Origin of the sequence: Gramella sp. MAR_2010_147 (assembly GCF_900105135.1) — a bacterium.
Taxonomy (GTDB): Bacteria; Bacteroidota; Bacteroidia; order Flavobacteriales; family Flavobacteriaceae; genus Christiangramia.
In genome coordinates, this window is sequence record NZ_LT629741.1 from 2,301,841 (window position 1) to 2,320,358 (window position 18,518).

Sequence of the window (18,518 nt, forward strand, 5' to 3'; positions counted from 1 at the left end):
TTGAAGTTTTCAATTATTGATAGTGCTTTTAGGAAATAGTATTCTATTGTAACCACTGCTTTCGATTTAAATTTTGATAAATTTGCCTTTTATTTTAAATAAGTTATGGCCGAAGAAAAAAAGTCGCTCAATTTTATTGAGCAAATCATAGAGGAGGATCTAAGTAATAATTATAAAAAAGAAGACCTGAAATTCAGGTTTCCGCCGGAGCCAAATGGATATCTTCATATTGGGCATGCATCTTCAATTTGTTTAAATTTCGGACTTGGAGAGACTTATAACGCCCCGGTAAATCTTCGTTTTGATGATACAAATCCGGCAAAAGAGGAGCAGGAATATGTAGATGCCATTAAAAAAGATATTGAATGGCTTGGCTTTAAATGGGCAGAAGAATGTTATGCTTCAGATTATTTTCAGCAGCTTTATGACTGGGCGGTTGAAATGATTAAAAATGGAGATGCCTATGTAGACAGCCAGACTTCAGAAGAAATAGCTGAACAAAAAGGTACTCCAACCCAACCTGGAACGGAGAGTCCTTATAGAAATCGTTCTGTAGAAGAAAATCTTGATCTTTTTGAAAAGATGAAGAATGGGGATACTCCGGAAAAAGGGGATGTTCTAAGAGCTAAAATTAGCATGGGTGCAGGCAATATGCTTATGAGAGATCCCGTGATGTATAGATGTCTTCATAAAAGTCATCATCGTACGGGCAATGACTGGAAGATTTACCCAATGTATGACTGGGCTCATGGAGAAAGTGATTTTATTGAACAGGTGTCACACTCATTTTGTACTCTTGAATTTTTACCACATCGTGAACTTTATAACTGGTTTATAAAGAAAGTAAGTAAACCCGGAGATTTTGAACCGAAACAGCGAGAATTTGCAAGAAGAAATCTTAGTCATACCATTGTAAGTAAGAGAAAACTACTTCAATTGGTTGAAAAAGGCTTTGTAGATTCCTGGGATGATCCAAGAATGCCAACTATTTCAGGTTTAAGAAGAAGAGGGTATACTCCGGATTCAATTAGAAAATTTGCAGACTCCATTGGAGTTGGAAAGAGGGAAAATATGATTGATGTTTCCCATCTCGAATTCTGTGTAAGGGAAGACCTTAATAAAAAAGCATCACGTGTAATGGGTGTTCTGGATCCGGTTAAACTGGTAATCACTAATTATCCTGAAGGGGAAGAAGAGTGGTTAGATGCCGAAAATAACCCGGAAGATGAATCTGCAGGTAGCAGAAATGTTCCTTTTTCACGGGAATTATATATTGAAAGAGAAGATTTTAAAGAAAGTGCGAACAGAAAGTTTTTTAGGTTAACCCTTGGAAAGGAAGTACGTCTTAAAAATGCCTATATCATCAAAGGTGAGGATGTGGTGAAGGATGATGAAGGTAATATTACTGAAATTCATTGTACCTATGATCCAGAAAGTAAGAGTGGAAGCGGTACAGAAGAATCCTTAAGAAAGGTCAAGGGAACACTTCACTGGGTTTCTGTTAAACATGCCATTGAAGCAGAAATAAGGCTCTACGACAGGCTTTTTACTGAAGAAGCGCCAGATGGAGTAAAGGATAGGGATTATCTTGATTTTGTAAACCCCGAATCCCTTAAAGTTGTTACCGGCTACCTTGAACCTAGCTTAAAAGATGCCATGGAAGGAGATAAAGTACAATTCCAACGCATTGGATATTTTTGTGTAGATAGGGATTCTACAGCGGCGAAACCAGTTTTCAACAGAACCGTTAGCTTACGTGATTCCTGGGCTAAGATCAAGAACTAAATTTATTTAAGAATAATTTAGCATAGCATTTTTAACATATTAACCGGTTATTAACAAGCTTAGGTAGGTCTATCCGTTATCTTTGAGTGAATAATAATTTAAAATTCAAAAACTTATGGCAAGTACAGGAAATACACTTTTAGCATTAATAACAGGAGCGGCGATCGGTGCCGGAGTTGGATTACTTTATGCTCCGGATAGCGGCGAAAAAACAAGAAAGAAACTAAAAAAGGATGCTCAAAAGGCTCAGGATAACCTAAACAAACGTTACCACGAAACAAGTTCAAACCTAAGTGAGAAAGCTAAGAAAGCAAGAATGGATTTTGAGGTAAGACTTGAAGAAACTTTATCTTCAGCAAGTCATAAAGCAGATGATATTTTATCTGCAATGGAAAATAAACTTGAGGAATTAAGAAAACAAAATGCTAAATTGCAAAAAGATAAACAAGGCAAGTCTACTGGAAATTCACCAGACAAAGCTGTAGTATAATCTTTATATGGCATTTGAAAAACTATCCAACAGTGTTCAAGATTTAAATAATAATATTCAGTCTTACATTCAAAGTAATTCTGAATATTATAGGCTTAGGGCCTTTAGACAGGGAATGAAGGGAGCAACCGCTCTGGTTCGTTTTCTTGTTATGGGTTTTCTTTTGAGTACGGCTGGAATAATGCTTTCATTTGCAATAGCTATAGTAATTAGTCAGGCGATAGGTGTTCCAAGCTCCGGTTATTTTATAGTTGGAGGATTTTATATGATAGTTTTTGTTCTGATCTTTATCTTTGGAAAAGAACCTATTGAAAAGCTTGTACTTAGAAAGTTCTCAAAATCTGTTTTTAATCCAAATGATGACGAATGAGAGTATATTCATCTTTTCAGGAAATAGACAAAGATCTTAAGATCTTGAAATTGCAAACGGAGATTGACAAAGAGGAAATTAAACTTAGCTTAGATCAAACTAAAGAAAGTTTAAGTGCAAAGTCTCTGTTTAGTAATATGATGGGGTCTTTGGCGCAAAAAGCTTTAGTGCTTAAAGCGGTGTCTAAAATCATGGGAGTTAAAAACATTATTACCTCTAATAGAAGTAAATAGAGATATTTAGATATAAAATAAAAGCCTCCAATTTGGAGGCTTTTTTCTTTACTCTTTCTTGTTATCGGGTTTATTTTTCGTCTTTTTATTATGTTCTTTCATTGCTTCCCCAATTTGATTAGATGCTGTAAAGGAAGCGACCATATTATTCAACATGTCGCTACCCGCCTGTGGAGAGTTAGGAAGCAATATTAAATTACTATTGGTTTCCTCACCAATTGCCTGCAGTGTATCATAATGTTGAGTTACCACAATTAATGCTGAAGCTTCCTGGGAGTTGATTCCAACATTGTTTAAAACGTCCACACTTTCTTCAAGGCCACGGGCAATTTCTCTCCTTTGATCTGCAATACCCTGTCCTTGTAATCGTTTACTTTCAGCTTCAGCTCTTGCTTTTGCTACGATCTTAATTCTATCTGCTTCCGCATCATATTCGGCAGCTACCTTTTCACGTTCAGCGGCATTAATACGGTTCATTGCAGCTTTTACCTGGACGTCAGGGTCAATATCGGTCACCAGGGTTTTAATGATATCATACCCATAAGACTGCATAGCTTCATTCAATTCACGATTTACAGCAATGGCGATGTCATCTTTACGTTCAAAAACATCATCTAGCTTCATTTTAGGCACTTCTGCGCGCACTACGTCAAAAACATAAGCCGTAATCTGGTCATGAGGACTTTCAAGCTTATAAAAGGCATCATATACATTATCTTTTCGAACCTGGAACTGGACAGATATTTTTAGTTTAACAAATACATTGTCCTTTGTTTTTGTTTCCACAAGTACATCCAGTTGCTGGACTTTTAAGTTGATCCTGCCAGCTACCTGGTCTATCAATGGAATTTTTAACTGAAGTCCGGAACTTCTAATACTTGTAAACTTTCCAAATCGCTCTATAACTGCTGAAGTTTGCTGTTTTACTATAAAAATTCCCGAAAAAATAATGAGTAGTGTAAACACTACCAATATAGGTATGAGCACTAAATTAAGCATGTAATAATTATTAAATTATGAATGCTTCAATTTAAGAATAAAAGCTTGAATCCTTATAAAAATAAAAAACCGGTTTCTTAGAGATAGAAACCGGTTTGAAAATGCTTTAATAAAATCTTTATTTTAAAGTCTCAATCGCATTTTGAATACGTTTTAAACTTTCTTCTTTACCAATAAACTCTGCGATCTTATAAAGATCTGGGCCTTGTAAAGCACCAACAAGAGCAATTCTTAATGGCATCATCACTTTTCCAAAACCTATTTCTTTGCTTTTAATCCAGGATTTTACAGTTTCCTGTAAATGCGCCGCCTGAAAATTGTCTACAGATTTTAAGAATTCACTTAATTCTTTCATTAAATCACTGGTATCTTCTTTCCAGGCTTTTTTTGAGTCTTTTGGATCAAAAGAAGTAGGAGCAATGAAGAAAAAATATCCCTGATCCCAGAAATCTTCGACAAACACCACTCTTTCTTTGATGAGAGCAACTACTTCAGAAATATATTTTTTTTCAGCTTTTAATTCTTTTTCAGCAAGATGTTTTTCAAATTCATCAGCTAAAAAATCATTGTCAGCCAGCTGAATATAATGCTGTTGGAACCATTTGGTCTTTTCCGGGTCAAACTTAGCTCCTCCTTTATGAACCCTTTGCAGTTCAAAAGCCTTCACTAATTCTTCTAATTCAAAGAATTCCTCTTCCGTCCCAGGATTCCAGCCTAAAAATGCCAGCATGTTAACCACAGCTTCTGGAAAATAACCTTCTTCTTTATAACCTGCTGAAATTTCACCGGAATTAGGGTCTTTCCATTCCAATGGAAAAACCGGGAACCCCATTTTTTCACCATCTCTTTTACTAAGTTTCCCTTTACCCTGAGGCTTAAGAATTAATGGAAGATGGGCAAATTCTGGTGCTTTCCATCCAAAAGCTCTGTAAAGCATATAATGTAGTGCAAGGGAGGGCAACCATTCTTCACCACGTATTACATGAGTGATCTCCATAAGATGATCATCAACAATATTTGCTAAATGATAGGTAGGCATCCCATCGCTTTTAAAAAGCACCTTATCGTCAAGGATGTTGGTATCTATTTCCATATCTCCACGAATCACATCTTTTAAATGCAATGTTTCATCCTGAGGAGATTTAAACCGGATCACATAGTCTTCTTCCGCTTCAATTTTTTTCTGAACTTCTGCTTCTGAAAGGGATAAAGAATTTTTCAATTTTTGACGGTTATGCCAGTTGTAAATAAAAGTTTTCCCTTTCGCTTCATGATCTTTCCTATGGGCATCCAGTTCATCTGAAGTGTCAAATGCATAATAAGCATTTCCGGAGGCTATCAGGTTTTCGGCAAATTCACGATACTTATCTTTACGCTCACTTTGTCTGTAAGGTCCAAATCCTTTTTCTTTACCGGGACCCTCGTCATAAGGGATTCCGCACCAATCTAGAGCATCTTTAATATAATCTTCAGCTCCTTCTACATACCGGTTTTGATCTGTATCTTCGATTCTCAATACAAAATCGCCTCCGTGCTTTTTAGCAAATAAATAGTTATATAAGGCTGTTCTTACACCACCAATATGTAATGGTCCGGTAGGGCTTGGAGCAAATCTTACTCTTACTTTAGAAGACATATTTTTCTGATTTTTGCTGGCAAAGATACAACCTTATTAATCCAATCCTAAACACAGGGGAAGGCATCCTGTATAAGACCTATTTTTATTGTATTTTTAAGGAAAGATTGCCTAAAAAATGGAGAATTTCGGACTGGTGCAGGAAAAGCTGGAGGCTTTTATTAAAAAGTATTATATCAATTTAATACTAAAAGGGAGCTTGTTGTTCCTTGCAGCAGGACTGTGCTATTTTCTTATTATCGTTAGCCTTGAATATTTTTTCTGGCTTTCCACTGTTGGGCGTACGATTTTATTCTGGTTGTTCATTACAGTTGAAATTGGCCTTCTTTTTAAATTTGTCGGACTTCCTTTATTCAAATTATTCAAAATCTCCAATGGAATTGATGAATTTCAGGCTTCTGAAATTATAGGAAACCATTTCCCGGAAGTGAATGATAAATTAAAAAACCTCCTTCAGTTAAAACATAATTCCGAACAGTCTGATCTTTTGCTCGCAAGTATAGACCAAAGATCAAAAGAACTTACACCAATTCCATTTACACGAGCTATCGATCTTCGAAAGAACAAAAGCTATCTAAGATATGTGATATTACCACTTTTAATCATTATTGGTCTAATTGCTGCCGGAAAAGCTGATGTGATCACTAATAGTTTTGGAAGGATTTCAGATTATGAAAAAGTTTATTTAAGACCGGCTCCTTTTAAATTTATTATTCTGAATAATGATTTATCGGCCAGGGAAGGGGAGGACTTTAAGTTAGAAATTAAAACTGTTGGAGATTATAATCCGGAAAGTGTAAGGTTAAATTTCAACGGAGTTGAAAGCTTTATGAAACCAACCGGTCCCGGAACTTTTGAGTATTCTTTTACAGATATTAAGGAGAAAGTACAATTTCAAGTACAGTCTAATGAAGTAATTTCTGAGAAATATACTCTTGAGATAAAAAAGGTTCCGAAATTATTAAATTTTGAAATGTTCCTGAATTACCCGGCATATACGGGCTTAAGTGATAAAAATTTATCTGGTACAGGAAATATTACGGTACCTGAAGGGACTCAAATTAATTGGATGCTTAGTACCCGAAATACCGATAAAATCCAATTTATATTCCCAGATTCTTTGGTTGAAATTACATCGGTGGCTAATAAGGCAGAATTTAGAAAAACTTTATCTTCTAATTTATCATATTCCATTAGTACATCTAATGGGATGATTAAAGATTATGAAGAGCTGAACTATGCCGTTAAGGTGATTAAGGATGAGTATCCTGAGATAACGGTGATTACTGCGACGGATTCGTTAAATACTGGTATACAATATTTTAAGGGGGATGTTTCCGATGATTACGGCTTAAGCAGACTCGAATTGGTTTATTATGACCAGGAAAACAAAGAAGATTCTAGAAAAGTGGCTATTCCTGTGTCAAACGAAAGTTTTGATGTGTTTCACTTTAGTTTTCCCGGAAATATTGAGCTGGAAGAAGGAAAAGGTTATGATTATTATTTCAGGATATATGATAATGATGCGGTAAATGGAGCAAAATCTGTAAGATCGACAACTTTTTCTTACAGAAAAAAAACGCGGGAAGAACAGGAAAATGAAAAGCTTCAGGAACAAAAAGATGCTTTGGGAAAGATTGGAAAAGAGCTGGAAGATTTCAAGAAATCAGAGAAAGCTCTGGAAGAAATTTCCAGACTTGAGAAAGAGAAGGATCAATTAAATTATAGTGAAAGGAAAAAGCTGGAGGAGTTCTTAAAAAGACAAAAAAAGCAGAATGAGATGATGAAATCTTATTCAAAAAAACTTGAAAAAACTTTTGAAGAGAATCAAATGGAAGAAGATTCTTCTACGGAAAAAGAGTTAAGTAAGCGCCTCGAAAATAATGAAAAGCGTTTGCAGGAGAATGAAGCACTTTTAGAAGAATTGGAAAAGTATTCTGAAAAGATTCAAAAGGAAGATCTTGGAAAAAAACTGGATAAACTGTCTAAACAAAATAAAAGTAACAAGCGTAATTTAGAGCAATTATTAGAGCTTACAAAAAGGTACTATGTAGAAGAGAAAAAGCAAAAACTTGCTAGAGATTTGGAAGAATTGTCAGACAAGCAGCAAGAAATTTTTGATAAGAAGGAAAATAATACGCCGGAGAATCAGGAAGAAATTAACAAAGAATTTCGTGATTTTCAGCAGGAAATGGATGATTTAGAAAAGGAAAATGAAGCATTAAAGCAACCTCAGGACGTGGGCAGGGAAGAAGAGGACGAGAAGAGTATTGAAGAAGATCAGAAGGATGCGAAAGAAAAGCTTGAAGAAAATAATAAACCTGATGCTGAGAAGAAACAGAAGGATGCTTCAAAAAAAATGAAGCAAATGAGTGATCAAATGCAACAATCTGCTATGATGCAGGGTGCTGAACAATTAGAGGCAGATGCTGAAACTTTAAGACAGATCCTGGATAATTTAATTGTTTTTTCATTTGAGCAGGAAGATCTCCTGGAAGCTTTTAAAAATATTCAGCAAAGCAATCCAAAGTATGCGGGAAAACTTAAGGAACAAAGCAATTTAAGGGAAAATTTCAGGCATATAGACGATAGCCTTTACATGCTGGCCATGCGTAATCCTATGATTAATGAAGTAATCACAGATAAATTAACCAATGTAGAATTTGATTTGGAAAAATCTATCGAACGCCTTTCTGATAATGAGATTCCACAGGGAACCGCTAGTCAGCAGTATGTTGTTACAGGCGCAAATGACCTCGCAAATTTACTGGATCAGATCCTTGGTTCTATGCAGCAGATGATGGCTAATCCCCAGATGGGAAATGGAAAAGGTGGAGAGGAGTTCCAGTTACAGGATATTATTAAAAAGCAACAGGATTTAATGCAGCAAATGCAAGAAGGAATTGAAGGGAAACCTAAACCAGACCAGAATGGTAAGACACAGGAAGGAGAAGGCGAGGGTAGCTCTGGTGAACTTTATGAAATATATAAGGAACAGCAAATGCTTAGGATGCAGATGGAGAAGATTTTGGAAAAAAATGGAAATGAGCCGGGGAATAATTCTACTAACCAAATGAAGAAGATCGAAGAGCAGTTACTGGATAAGGGATTTGATCCAGAAACAGTAAAGAGAATGCAACAATTGCAATATGAATTGTTGAAATTTGAGAAGGCTTTTCAGTTACAGGGAACCGATGACCAAAGACAATCTGAAACCAATAGAATAGATTATGAGAACAGTCTTCAGAATCAGATTAATAGCGCTAAAGAATATTTTAATTCTACTGAAATTTTAAATAGACAAATCTTACCTTTGCGGCAAATTTACAGAGAGAAAGTTAAAGATTATTTTGGAAAAGGGAGAGATTAATTTTTTTAGCGAAAATGGTTTTGTTCTTGAAAATGAACAGGATTACCGGAAATGGATCGAGGCCGTTATCATTTCAGAAAATAAATTTACTGGAGACATCAGTTTTATTTTCTGCGATGATGAATATCTTCATAAGATTAATCTTGAATATCTTTCCCATGATACGTACACCGATATTATAAGCTTTGATAATACTTTAGGGAATACCATACAGGGTGATATTTTTATAAGTACTGAAAGAGTAAGGGAAAATGCTAAAAACTTTAATGTTGAATTTACCGAGGAATTAAAAAGAGTCTTGATTCATGGTATTTTACATTTTTGTGGTTTTAAAGATAAAACTGAAAGGGAAAGCGAGTTAATGCGACGCAAGGAAGAAGAAAAAATAGAATTGTTCCACGTGGAACAATGATAAAATATAATTTAGGATATGTTCGAAAAGCAGTATGATGTTATTGTAGTTGGAGCTGGGCATGCCGGAAGTGAGGCCGCCGCTGCCGCCGCTAATATGGGTAGCAAAACGCTTCTTATTACCATGAACCTTCAAAATATTGCCCAAATGAGTTGTAATCCTGCAATGGGTGGGATCGCAAAAGGGCAGATAGTTAGAGAGATTGATGCTATGGGAGGTTATAGTGGTATTGTAAGTGATTCCAGTGCTATCCAGTTCAAGATGCTGAATAAATCCAAAGGACCTGCAATGTGGAGCCCGAGAGTGCAGAGTGATAGAATGAGGTTCGCGGAAGACTGGAGATTGAAGCTGGAACAAACCCCTAATCTTGATTTTTATCAAGAAATGGTTGCCGGGCTTATCATAGAAAAAGATAAAGTGGTTGGAGTTAGAACATCTTTAGGTTTAGAAGTTTTCGGGAAAAGCGTGGTTTGTACTAATGGGACCTTTCTAAACGGACTCATTCATATTGGGGATAAACAATTTGGTGGTGGTAGAGCAGGAGAAAGGGCGGCTACAGGAATCACTAAGGATCTCATCGATGTAGGTTTTGAAGCTGGCAGGATGAAAACTGGAACTCCGCCAAGAGTAGATGGTAGATCGTTAGATTATTCTAAAATGACGGAACAACCTGGAGACGATATTCCCGGTAAATTTTCATTCTCAGATGAAACCAAACCACTTTCCAAGCAACGTTCCTGTCACATGACCTATACCTCCAATGAGGTGCATGAAATTCTAAAAGAAGGTTTCGATAGATCTCCTATGTTTAATGGAAGAATTCAAAGTATAGGCCCTAGATATTGTCCTTCAATAGAAGATAAAATTAATCGATTCGCAGATAAAGATCGTCATCAGCTTTTTGTAGAACCAGAAGGCTGGAATACCGTAGAGGTGTATGTGAATGGCTTCTCTACATCGCTCCCGGAGGATGTTCAGTTTAAAGCCTTAAGTTCTGTAGCGGGATTCGAGAATGTGAAATTTTTTCGTCCCGGTTACGCCATAGAATATGATTATTTCCCTCCAACACAGCTAAAGCATACTTTAGAAACTAAACTTGTGGAAGGCTTATATTTTGCCGGACAAATTAATGGTACTACAGGGTATGAAGAAGCAGCCTGCCAGGGAATGATGGCAGGTATAAATGCGGCTTTAAAAGTTCAGGAAAAGGACGAGTTTATCCTGCAACGTAATGAAGCTTATATTGGAGTTTTAATTGATGATCTTATTACAAAGGGAACAGAGGAGCCTTATAGAATGTTTACTTCTCGTGCTGAATATCGTACTTTGTTAAGACAGGATAATGCCGATTTTAGATTGACTGAACGGTCTTATAATCTTGGTCTGGCATCTGACGATCGTATGCGTAAAATGGAACAAAAGAAGGAAAAGTCTTTTAAATTTGTAGAATTTTTAAAAAATCTAAGCGTGGTTCCCGAAGAAGCAAATCCTGTTCTTGAAAAAAGAAAGTCATCTCCCATGAAACAAAGTGATAAGGTTTTTAAGGTTTTTTCGCGTCCACAAATTACTATGGACGACGTAAAGAATTTCACTGGGGTAGAAGAGTTTATTTCTGAAAATGACCTCGATGAAGAAATGATCGAGCAAACTGAAATACAGGTGAAATATTCAGGATATATTCAAAAGGAAAAGAATAATGCCGATAAACTTAATCGTTTAGAGAATATAAAAATTCCGCAAAACTTCGACTATTCCAATATTAAATCGATGTCTTATGAAGCCCGTGAAAAATTAAGAAAAGTTCAACCGGCTACGGTTTCTCAGGCTTCCAGAATTAGTGGGGTTAGTCCTAACGACATTTCTGTGTTATTGGTATATATGGGTAGATAAAACTCGATGTTCCACGTGGAACAAATAAAGTTCGTAATTGAAAAACACTGAGACAAAATATAATTCTGAGGCAATATCTGAGACCAAACTTATTTGCAAGGATTACCTGGTTAGTAATGAGAATTTCGAAATCAGGGAATATGAAAATGGTATCCTAAAAACTTTTCCTGTTCCTGAAAATTTATCGAAGTATTACGAAAGTGAAGATTACATTTCTCATAGTGATTCCAAAGAAAATTTACAGGAAAAAGTTTATCATCTCGTAAAATCTTATATGCTTTCCAAGAAAGCAAAATGGATAAAAAAATATATTAATAAGGGACATATTTTAGATTATGGAGCAGGTACCGGAGAGTTCCTTAATAAAATGAACACCCTGGGATGGAATGTTGAAGGAATTGAGCCAAGTACATCTGCAAGAAATTTGGGGATTTCAAAAGGACTTAAAATACACTCGGAGCTTTTAGAATTAGAAAATGATAGTTATGACGTTATTAGTCTTTGGCATGTTTTAGAGCATATCCCAGATTTTGAAACGAAGCTATCTAAATTTAAAGACCTTTTAGACGATAACGGGTTTTTGATTATCGCTGTTCCTAATTATAATTCTTATGATGCTAAATATTATAAAGAGCACTGGGCCGCTTGGGATGTACCCAGGCATCTTTGGCATTTTTCAAGAATGGGAATTTCAAAAAAACTTTCTGAGCATGGTTTTAAGTTAATGAGCGAAAAACCTCTCAAATTCGATTCTTATTATGTAAGCTTGTTAAGTGAAAAAAATAAAAATAGAGGTTCAAATTTACTGAACGCTTTTTATAGAGGCTTATCTTCTAATATGAAGGCAAAGCACTCCGGGGAGTATTCTTCCATCGCATATTTCTTTAAAAAAGAGGCTGAAACTTAATTTAAGCCGTTTTAATAGCATTATATGGCTTTTGATGAGGGTTTACCTTTTGAAAATAGCGTTCTGCTCTTATAATTAAATAGAATCACTTATTATTCATAGTAAAAATCTATTTATAAATTTATAACCATCGTAATTGTTTATATATAATAGAATTTCTGTTTTTGTACAAAAAATACTTTTATACATTTGCCATTCAAAACAAAAATTATGATCAGAAGATTTATTGGAATTGCAGCAGTTGCAATTATGATGGTTTCATGTAACGAGCAAAAAACTGCTTATGTGGATACCACAGTTTTAGTTAAGGAATACAAAGAGATGAAAGATGTAGAAGCAGAGCTTACTTCAAAATCTGATTCTGTAAGAAAGCAGCTTGATTCTGTAGCTAAAGTTTTTCAACAGGAAGTTCAGGCTTACCAGTCGCAAATGAACTCTATGTCTGAAGCTCAAAGAAAGGAAAAAGAGCAGGAGCTAATGCAGAAGCAACAAATGCTTCAACAGCAACAGCAAATGGTTGGGAACAAACTTAGAGAGCAAAGTAATACGGTAATGGATTCATTGGTTACCAAGATCAAGGATTACGTAAAAGATTATGGTAAAGAGAATAACTACACCTATATTTTTGGATCTAACGAAAGCGCTAATATTATGTACGCTGAAGATGGTCTGGATATTACTCAGGAAATCTTAAGCGAGTTGAATGAGGAATATGGTGGAGTAGAAGAAACCGAAAAAGAAGAAGTGGAAGACGAAATGTAATTTCCTCTCACTTGATGAAATAAAAAAGGCTTCAGATTTTATCTGAAGCCTTTTTTAATATTTCGTTTTTAATTTAACTTAGAATATAAACTCCAAAAATTGAAACGATAAAATAGCCTGTAAGCGTAAATGCACCGGCATAATCTTTAGCGACTCTTTGACCAAAAAGTAACATTAATAAAGTAATGCAGGCCAATGCGCAAGTATACAATGCAAATGAAGGATCGTTGTTGGCTATAAGTTGAAAGATTCCTGCAATTGCCAGGATTCCGGTAATAATCTCAATAATCATTATTATACCTACCATTAAAGGGACTATGCCTGAAAGCATGGTTTCAGAAAAATGCCCTTTTAGCCATCCCGTATTTCCTTTCCAGTCTGTGGCCTTGTCAATTCCAGATTGTAGGAAAGTAATAAGGATAAAAACTAGAATTAGAATTTCAGTTAGGTTTGTCATCAAATTGTTCATGTTAAGCTGCTTTTTTATGTAAAAATCTGGTTAGTTTAATAGATAGATCTGTTAGAATTATTTTTGCGTTACCATTTCGTTCAATATGATAAATTGCGGTTTCCAGTGCTTCTGTAATTTCCTGAATGTTATTCCCGTGAACATAGGGAGCAAAGTTTTCAAGTTTAAACTTCTCAGCAGAAGGTTCTAAATAGACCAGAGTCTTCGCTTTATAGTTCATTAAAAGCGACTGTCGGAAAAAATCTATACAATAGAGCAAGAAGCTTTTTTGTGTCTCACGTCCAAGGGCGGCAATTTCTTCACTCCAGGACACAAGTTCAAGTACGGTAGATTTGTTTCCTTTTGCTTTAAAAGCACTTCGTATCCAGCTTATAAACCAGGCTTCAAATTGCTCATCGCCTGAATTCTTTTTGAGTATATGAATGGCTTTGGTGTAATCGCCATTTGCCTGGTGCGCGATCTTTTTTGCAACTGCGTGGCTACAATTCTCATTTTTCTCCAGGGTGAGAGCAATGTCCAATTCACTTAGAGGAGGAAAATGCAAACTTTGACATCTGGAACGTATCGTTTGTATAATTTGTTCTTCGTCTTCTGCTATTAGAATGAAAACAGTATTATTTGGGGGTTCTTCGATCAATTTCAGCAATTTATTTGCCGCTTCCGTGTTCATCTTTTCAGCCATCCAGATAATCATCACTTTAAATCCGCCTTCATATGCCTTCAATGAAAGTGATTTTACGATATTCTGAGCTTCATCAACCCCTATTCTTCCCTGTTTGTTTTCTACGCCCAGACATTGATACCAGTCGTACAGGCTACCATAGGAGTTGGTTTTTAAAAAAGCTCTCCATTCATCCAGAAAATGGGAGGAAACAGGTTTGCTTTTAACCTTATCATTGGCGGCAACCGGAAAGGCGAAATGGAGATCTGGATGTGATAGGTTGTTAAATTTCAAATTACAGTTTGCCGCTGTTTCATCATCATTTTCTCCATTGGTATTTTTACAAAGAATATACTGGGCGTAAGCTATAGCCATAGGCAGGGCGCCGCTACCAGGTTTTCCAGTAAAAAGTTGCGCATGTGGAATTCTATTCCTGTCTGCGGTAGTTGTCAGGTGATTTTTTATATGCGGAAGTCCAATTACATCGTTAAAAAGCATACGCAAATATAAAATTATATAAGCTTTATTATCTTCGGAAAAAATTATATTTGTAAGAAAGCGATACTTTGAAATGAGGCAGAATGCATTTTCTAAATTATCCAGAATAATTAGTAGAATGACCTCTGAGGAATAAAAAATAACTAGAAAAAGATGAAAACGGTAGACGACTATAACTTTAATAATAAAAGAGCACTTATAAGAGTAGATTTCAATGTTCCATTAAATGAAGATATGGAAGTAACCGATGCAAATCGAATTGAAGCTGCGAAACCAACCATAATTAAAATACTGGAAGATGGAGGTAGTGTTGTTTTAATGTCTCACCTGGGAAGACCAAAAGGAAAGGAAAGTAAATACTCTCTTCAGCATATCAGTAATAGAGTTTCTGAGGTTATTGGGGTAGAAGTGAAATTTATGGAGGATTGTATTGGCGAGGAAGTTGAAGATGCCGCTAAAAATCTTGAATCTGGAGAGATTCTCTTGTTGGAGAACCTTCGTTTTTATGAAGAAGAAACAAAGGGCGATGAAGATTTTGCCAGAAACCTTTCAAAACTGGGCGATATTTATGTAAATGATGCCTTTGGTACCGCTCATAGAGCACACGCTTCCACTACTGTAGTTGCCAAGTTCTTTGAAGAAAAGTGTTTTGGTTACCTGCTGGCTAAAGAAATTGAAAGCCTGGATAAAGTTCTAAATAGTAACGAAAAACCCGTGACAGCAGTTCTTGGAGGTGCGAAAGTATCTTCAAAAATAACAGTTATTGAAAATATACTGGATAAAATTGATCATCTTATCATTGGTGGAGGGATGACGTATACATTTATAAAAGCACAGGGCGGGCATATTGGTAACTCTCTTGTTGAAGACGATAAACAGGAGCTTGCCCTTGAAATACTTAAGAAGGCCAAAGAAAAAGGAGTGGAAGTACATCTTCCGGTAGATTCCATAATTGCCGATAGTTTTTCAGAGCAGGCAAGCACGCAAACTGAAAGTGTGGATAATATTCCTGATGGCTGGATGGGACTGGATATTGGCCCTGAGACGATAAGAAATTTTTCTAGTGTGATCCACGACTCCAAGATTGTTTTATGGAATGGACCGTTGGGCGTTTTTGAAATGGAAACCTTTGCAAATGGCACTATTCAGTTAGGAGAAGCTATTGCAGAAGCGACTAAAAATGGCACTTTTTCACTCGTTGGAGGAGGAGATTCTGTAGCTGCAGTGAAAAAATTCGGTTTAGATGATAAAGTGAGCTATGTTTCTACCGGTGGTGGTGCGATGCTTGAAATGTTGGAAGGAAAATCCTTACCAGGAATTGAAGCAATTAACAATTAAAGAGGTACGAAGTTTGATAACTTTTCGTTTGTTAATGTAAAATGAATATATGCTGAAACGAAAATTTTTAATGATGTTGCTTCTGGCAGGCTTTTCTATCCATGCCCAGGACAAGAAAAATAAGGAACAGGTTGAGAAAGCCAATTTTCGGGTTCAGATATTTCAAAAAAGTGATGATACTGAAATTAAACTCGTACAGCCAGATCCTGAATTCAGAGATAAATTGCCAATTTCGGCGGCTATAAGAGATTCTTCTAAAGTAGAATTAAAAGACCTTCCTCGTGCTAAAACCATTGATTCCCTGTGGAAACGTGAGCTTACAAATTCAGATTTGTTCGAAAGCATGCAAGAAAGCATAAGAGAACAGGATTATGAGGATGTAGTTTATAAAGACTTACCCACAGATACTCTTAAGGCACGGCTCGCAAAATTAAATGCACGAACTCCTTTTAATGTGGAGTATAATCCCATTCTGGAAAGTGTTATAAAGTCTTATTTAAAAAGGAATAAGCATGGCATGGAACGTCTAATGGCTTTGAGTAGGTATTACTTTCCAATGTTTGAACAGGAACTTGATAAGTATGATATTCCCCTGGAGATAAAATATCTGGCCATTGTAGAATCTGCCCTTAATCCAAGAGCGAAGTCCAGAGTAGGGGCAACCGGTCTCTGGCAATTTATGTTCGCTACTGGAAAAATGCATGGATTAGATGTAAGCTCATACGTTGATGAGCGTATGGATCCTGAAAGATCAACTGAAGCTGCCGCGCAGTATTTAGCAAGTCTTTATAAGGTCTTTGGTGACTGGGACCTGGTCCTGGCATCTTATAATTCAGGTCCTGGTAATGTTTCTAAAGCGATTAGAAGGAGTGGAGGATCTACAGATTACTGGCATTTAAGAAGATTCCTTCCACGTGAAACAGCAGGTTATGTTCCAGCGTTTTTAGCCACCCTTTATCTTTTTGAATATGCCGATGAACATAAATTTCAGCCTCCAAATCCTGATGTGGTCTATTTTGAAACAGATACCATCCAGGTAAAGCAGTTATTATCCTTTGATCAGATCTCTAAAGTATCTGGTGTGGAAAAGGAGATGCTGCAATTCCTAAACCCAAGTTATAAGCTTGATATTATTCCTTTTGTGGAGGATGAAAAATACAGTCTAAGACTTCCAAAACCGGCTACAGGCAGGTTTGTAGCCAATGAGAGCGCTATTTATGATTTCGCAAAAAATCAGACAGAAGAGAAGAAAAAAGATCTTCCTCAATATGTAGAGACCGAAGACCGCATTCGTTATAAAGTAAGAAGTGGAGATTACTTAGGTAAGATCGCTAAAAAGTATGGGGTGGGAATTAGCAGTATTAAGCGATGGAATAATATGAGAAGTAACAACCTTAGGGTGGGTCAATATCTAACTATTTATCCTAGAAAACCAGTTGGGGTTGCATCCAGTTCTAATTCATCTGGTTCAAATGAAAATTCTAATCCAAGAATTTATACTGTAAAGAACGGGGATTCCCTCTGGAGCATTTCAAAAAAGTTTCCAGGCGTTACGGTACAAAATTTGAGGTCATGGAATGATATGAACACCAGTAGCCTGAAACCAGGGATGAAATTGAAACTTTCCAAAGGTTAAAAGCTATTAATCAAAACCGAAAAAATGAAACGTAGCCTAATCCTGCTAGCCAGTATTTTCCTTTTAATTTCCTGTAAAAACGACGAAAAATCTTCAGCTAAAAATGACAGAATACTGTCTGACTCCTCCGGGAATATCAATCAACTTACAGTTGTGATAGATAATACACTCTGGGAAGGGGAAATTGGAGAGGCTATTAGATCTAATTTTGCCGCTCCTGTAGATGGGCTGCCTCAGGAAGAGCCTTTATTCAGTTTAAGTCAAATACCACCAGAAACCTTTACAGGTTTTGTTAGAAACAGCCGTATCTTTTTAAAGATTGAAGAAGGAGGAAACAAAGGAATGGACCTTTTTAAAGATGAATTTGCAAGACCTCAAACGGGTTTTGTGATTCAGGGAAGTGATTCCGAAGAAATAATTGAAGTAATTAATAAAGAATCTGATTCTATTGTTAAAATCCTAAAAAGGACTGAACTTACAGAAAAGCAACGCAGGATTAGAAAATCCTTGAAGAAAGATGATGCCTTAAGTGAAAAATTTGGGGTGAACCTAAAATTTCCTTCTGCCTACAGATATGCCAAAGAAGAAGAACATTTTTCCTGGATAAGAAAAGAGATCCCAAAGGGAAGTATGGAAATTCTGGTGTATGAAGTTCCTTTAAATAAGATTGAAAATGATTCTAGCGTCATAGCGAATATCATTAAAATGAGAGATTCTATTGGAGAAGCACAAATTCCAGGACGGCTTGAAGGCTCTTATATGATCACTGAAAAAGCTTATGCACCTTATTTATTTGAAACTACAATTGATGGGAAATTTGCTTATGAAACACGTGGGACATGGGAAGTGCAGAATGATTTTATGGCTGGCCCGTTTGTGAACTATGCTATAAAAGATGAGAAAAATGAGCGTTTTGTGATCCTGGAAGGCTTTGTATTTTCGCCATCACGTGGAAAGCGAGATAATATCTTTGAACTGGACGCAATTTTGCAGTCTGCTAAGATTGACTAAATAAAAAAGCCCAACTGAAAAGTTGGGCTTTTTTATTTTTTAAATTAGTTC

At 36.1% G+C, this 18,518-nt stretch carries 16 protein-coding genes; 12 read left to right on the forward strand and 4 right to left on the reverse strand.

What is annotated here, in order from left to right; all coding sequences use genetic code 11:
• The first annotated feature begins 105 nt into the window (after nucleotides 1-105).
• The 4 genes from BLT95_RS10435 to BLT95_RS10450 all read left to right on the forward strand — a co-directional run bounded on the left by BLT95_RS10435 (nucleotide 106) and on the right by BLT95_RS10450 (nucleotide 2,878).
• Nucleotides 106-1,785, forward strand: a complete 1,680-nt coding sequence (locus BLT95_RS10435) for a glutamine--tRNA ligase/YqeY domain fusion protein (protein WP_089666029.1) — start codon at nucleotides 106-108, stop codon at nucleotides 1,783-1,785.
• A 115-nt stretch (nucleotides 1,786-1,900) separates the two neighbouring features.
• Nucleotides 1,901-2,275 carry a YtxH domain-containing protein gene (locus tag BLT95_RS10440; RefSeq protein ID WP_089666030.1) on the forward strand — a complete coding sequence of 125 codons (375 nt, stop codon included), beginning with the start codon at nucleotides 1,901-1,903 and terminating at the stop codon, nucleotides 2,273-2,275.
• Nucleotides 2,276-2,282: 7 nt separating this feature from the next.
• The gene (locus tag BLT95_RS10445) at nucleotides 2,283-2,645 is read left to right on the forward strand and encodes a phage holin family protein (RefSeq protein WP_089666031.1); all 363 of its coding nucleotides are present in this window, start codon (nucleotides 2,283-2,285) and stop codon (nucleotides 2,643-2,645) included.
• Nucleotides 2,642-2,878, forward strand: coding sequence for a DUF6327 family protein (locus tag BLT95_RS10450; RefSeq protein WP_089666032.1), 237 nt, complete (start codon nucleotides 2,642-2,644; stop codon nucleotides 2,876-2,878). The genes BLT95_RS10445 and BLT95_RS10450 overlap by 4 nt, the downstream gene beginning before the upstream one ends.
• Nucleotides 2,879-2,926: 48 nt before the next feature.
• On the opposite strand, the gene BLT95_RS10455 is transcribed toward BLT95_RS10450, so the two are convergent.
• Both BLT95_RS10455 and gltX read right to left on the reverse strand, forming a co-directional pair.
• Nucleotides 2,927-3,877: an SPFH domain-containing protein gene (locus BLT95_RS10455; protein WP_089666033.1), complete on the reverse strand. Its 951-nt coding sequence runs from the start codon at nucleotides 3,875-3,877 to the stop codon at nucleotides 2,927-2,929.
• A 118-nt stretch (nucleotides 3,878-3,995) separates the two neighbouring features.
• Nucleotides 3,996-5,513 (reverse strand): glutamate--tRNA ligase, encoded by a 1,518-nt coding sequence (gltX, locus tag BLT95_RS10460; protein WP_089666034.1) that lies wholly within the window; start codon nucleotides 5,511-5,513, stop codon nucleotides 3,996-3,998.
• Nucleotides 5,514-5,631: 118 nt separating this feature from the next.
• Here gltX and BLT95_RS10465 point away from each other — a divergent pair, with 118 nt between their 5' ends.
• From BLT95_RS10465 to BLT95_RS10485, 5 genes are all read left to right on the forward strand, one after another.
• On the forward strand, nucleotides 5,632-8,883 hold the full coding sequence (locus BLT95_RS10465) for a DUF4175 family protein (RefSeq protein ID WP_089666035.1): 3,252 nt from the start codon (nucleotides 5,632-5,634) through the stop codon (nucleotides 8,881-8,883).
• Entirely contained in the window at nucleotides 8,864-9,295 is a 432-nt protein-coding gene (ybeY, locus tag BLT95_RS10470) for an rRNA maturation RNase YbeY (RefSeq protein ID WP_089666036.1), read from the forward strand. The genes BLT95_RS10465 and ybeY overlap by 20 nt, the downstream gene beginning before the upstream one ends.
• A gap of 18 nt (nucleotides 9,296-9,313) precedes the next feature.
• Nucleotides 9,314-11,185 (forward strand): tRNA uridine-5-carboxymethylaminomethyl(34) synthesis enzyme MnmG, encoded by a 1,872-nt coding sequence (gene mnmG / locus BLT95_RS10475; protein WP_089666037.1) that lies wholly within the window; start codon nucleotides 9,314-9,316, stop codon nucleotides 11,183-11,185.
• A gap of 37 nt (nucleotides 11,186-11,222) precedes the next feature.
• A complete protein-coding gene (locus BLT95_RS10480) occupies nucleotides 11,223-12,092 on the forward strand; it encodes a class I SAM-dependent methyltransferase (protein ID WP_089666038.1) in 870 nt (289 codons plus the stop codon).
• A gap of 210 nt (nucleotides 12,093-12,302) precedes the next feature.
• Entirely contained in the window at nucleotides 12,303-12,854 is a 552-nt protein-coding gene (locus BLT95_RS10485) for an OmpH family outer membrane protein (RefSeq protein WP_089666039.1), read from the forward strand.
• Between the two features lie 73 nt (nucleotides 12,855-12,927).
• Here the strand turns inward: BLT95_RS10485 and BLT95_RS10490 are convergent, their stop codons facing one another.
• Both BLT95_RS10490 and BLT95_RS10495 read right to left on the reverse strand, forming a co-directional pair.
• A complete protein-coding gene (locus tag BLT95_RS10490; protein WP_089666040.1) occupies nucleotides 12,928-13,323 on the reverse strand; it encodes a DoxX family protein in 396 nt (131 codons plus the stop codon).
• 1 nt (nucleotide 13,324) lies between these two features.
• Entirely contained in the window at nucleotides 13,325-14,482 is a 1,158-nt protein-coding gene (locus BLT95_RS10495; RefSeq protein WP_089666041.1) for a DNA polymerase III subunit delta', read from the reverse strand.
• Nucleotides 14,483-14,635: 153 nt separating this feature from the next.
• On the opposite strand from BLT95_RS10495, the gene BLT95_RS10500 reads away from it, so the two are divergent.
• Genes BLT95_RS10500 through BLT95_RS10510 form a run of 3 tightly spaced genes read left to right on the forward strand, consistent with a single transcriptional unit; the run spans nucleotide 14,636 to nucleotide 18,467 of the window.
• Nucleotides 14,636-15,820 (forward strand): phosphoglycerate kinase, encoded by a 1,185-nt coding sequence (locus BLT95_RS10500; protein ID WP_089666042.1) that lies wholly within the window; start codon nucleotides 14,636-14,638, stop codon nucleotides 15,818-15,820.
• Between the two features lie 49 nt (nucleotides 15,821-15,869).
• On the forward strand, nucleotides 15,870-17,456 hold the full coding sequence (locus BLT95_RS10505; RefSeq protein ID WP_089666043.1) for a lytic transglycosylase domain-containing protein: 1,587 nt from the start codon (nucleotides 15,870-15,872) through the stop codon (nucleotides 17,454-17,456).
• 24 nt (nucleotides 17,457-17,480) lie between these two features.
• Nucleotides 17,481-18,467, forward strand: a complete 987-nt coding sequence (locus BLT95_RS10510) for a DUF4837 family protein (RefSeq protein ID WP_089666044.1) — start codon at nucleotides 17,481-17,483, stop codon at nucleotides 18,465-18,467.
• The last annotated feature ends 51 nt before the right edge of the window (nucleotides 18,468-18,518 follow it).

Excerpts from the sequence above, each read along its gene's own strand:
- BLT95_RS10435 (WP_089666029.1), top strand. The coding sequence starts at position 106 with ATGGCCGAAGAAAAAAAGTCGCTCAATTTTATTGAGCAAATCATAGAG.
- BLT95_RS10440 (WP_089666030.1), top strand. The coding sequence starts at position 1,901 with ATGGCAAGTACAGGAAATACACTTTTAGCATTAATAACAGGAGCGGCG.
- BLT95_RS10445 (WP_089666031.1), top strand. The coding sequence starts at position 2,283 with ATGGCATTTGAAAAACTATCCAACAGTGTTCAAGATTTAAATAATAAT.
- BLT95_RS10450 (WP_089666032.1), top strand. The coding sequence starts at position 2,642 with ATGAGAGTATATTCATCTTTTCAGGAAATAGACAAAGATCTTAAGATC.
- BLT95_RS10455 (WP_089666033.1), bottom strand. The coding sequence starts at position 3,877 with ATGCTTAATTTAGTGCTCATACCTATATTGGTAGTGTTTACACTACTC.
- gltX (WP_089666034.1), bottom strand. The coding sequence starts at position 5,513 with ATGTCTTCTAAAGTAAGAGTAAGATTTGCTCCAAGCCCTACCGGACCA.
- BLT95_RS10465 (WP_089666035.1), top strand. The coding sequence starts at position 5,632 with ATGGAGAATTTCGGACTGGTGCAGGAAAAGCTGGAGGCTTTTATTAAA.
- mnmG (WP_089666037.1), top strand. The coding sequence starts at position 9,314 with ATGTTCGAAAAGCAGTATGATGTTATTGTAGTTGGAGCTGGGCATGCC.
- BLT95_RS10485 (WP_089666039.1), top strand. The coding sequence starts at position 12,303 with ATGATCAGAAGATTTATTGGAATTGCAGCAGTTGCAATTATGATGGTT.
- BLT95_RS10490 (WP_089666040.1), bottom strand. The coding sequence starts at position 13,323 with ATGAACAATTTGATGACAAACCTAACTGAAATTCTAATTCTAGTTTTT.
- BLT95_RS10495 (WP_089666041.1), bottom strand. The coding sequence starts at position 14,482 with ATGCTTTTTAACGATGTAATTGGACTTCCGCATATAAAAAATCACCTG.
- BLT95_RS10500 (WP_089666042.1), top strand. The coding sequence starts at position 14,636 with ATGAAAACGGTAGACGACTATAACTTTAATAATAAAAGAGCACTTATA.
- BLT95_RS10505 (WP_089666043.1), top strand. The coding sequence starts at position 15,870 with ATGCTGAAACGAAAATTTTTAATGATGTTGCTTCTGGCAGGCTTTTCT.
- BLT95_RS10510 (WP_089666044.1), top strand. The coding sequence starts at position 17,481 with ATGAAACGTAGCCTAATCCTGCTAGCCAGTATTTTCCTTTTAATTTCC.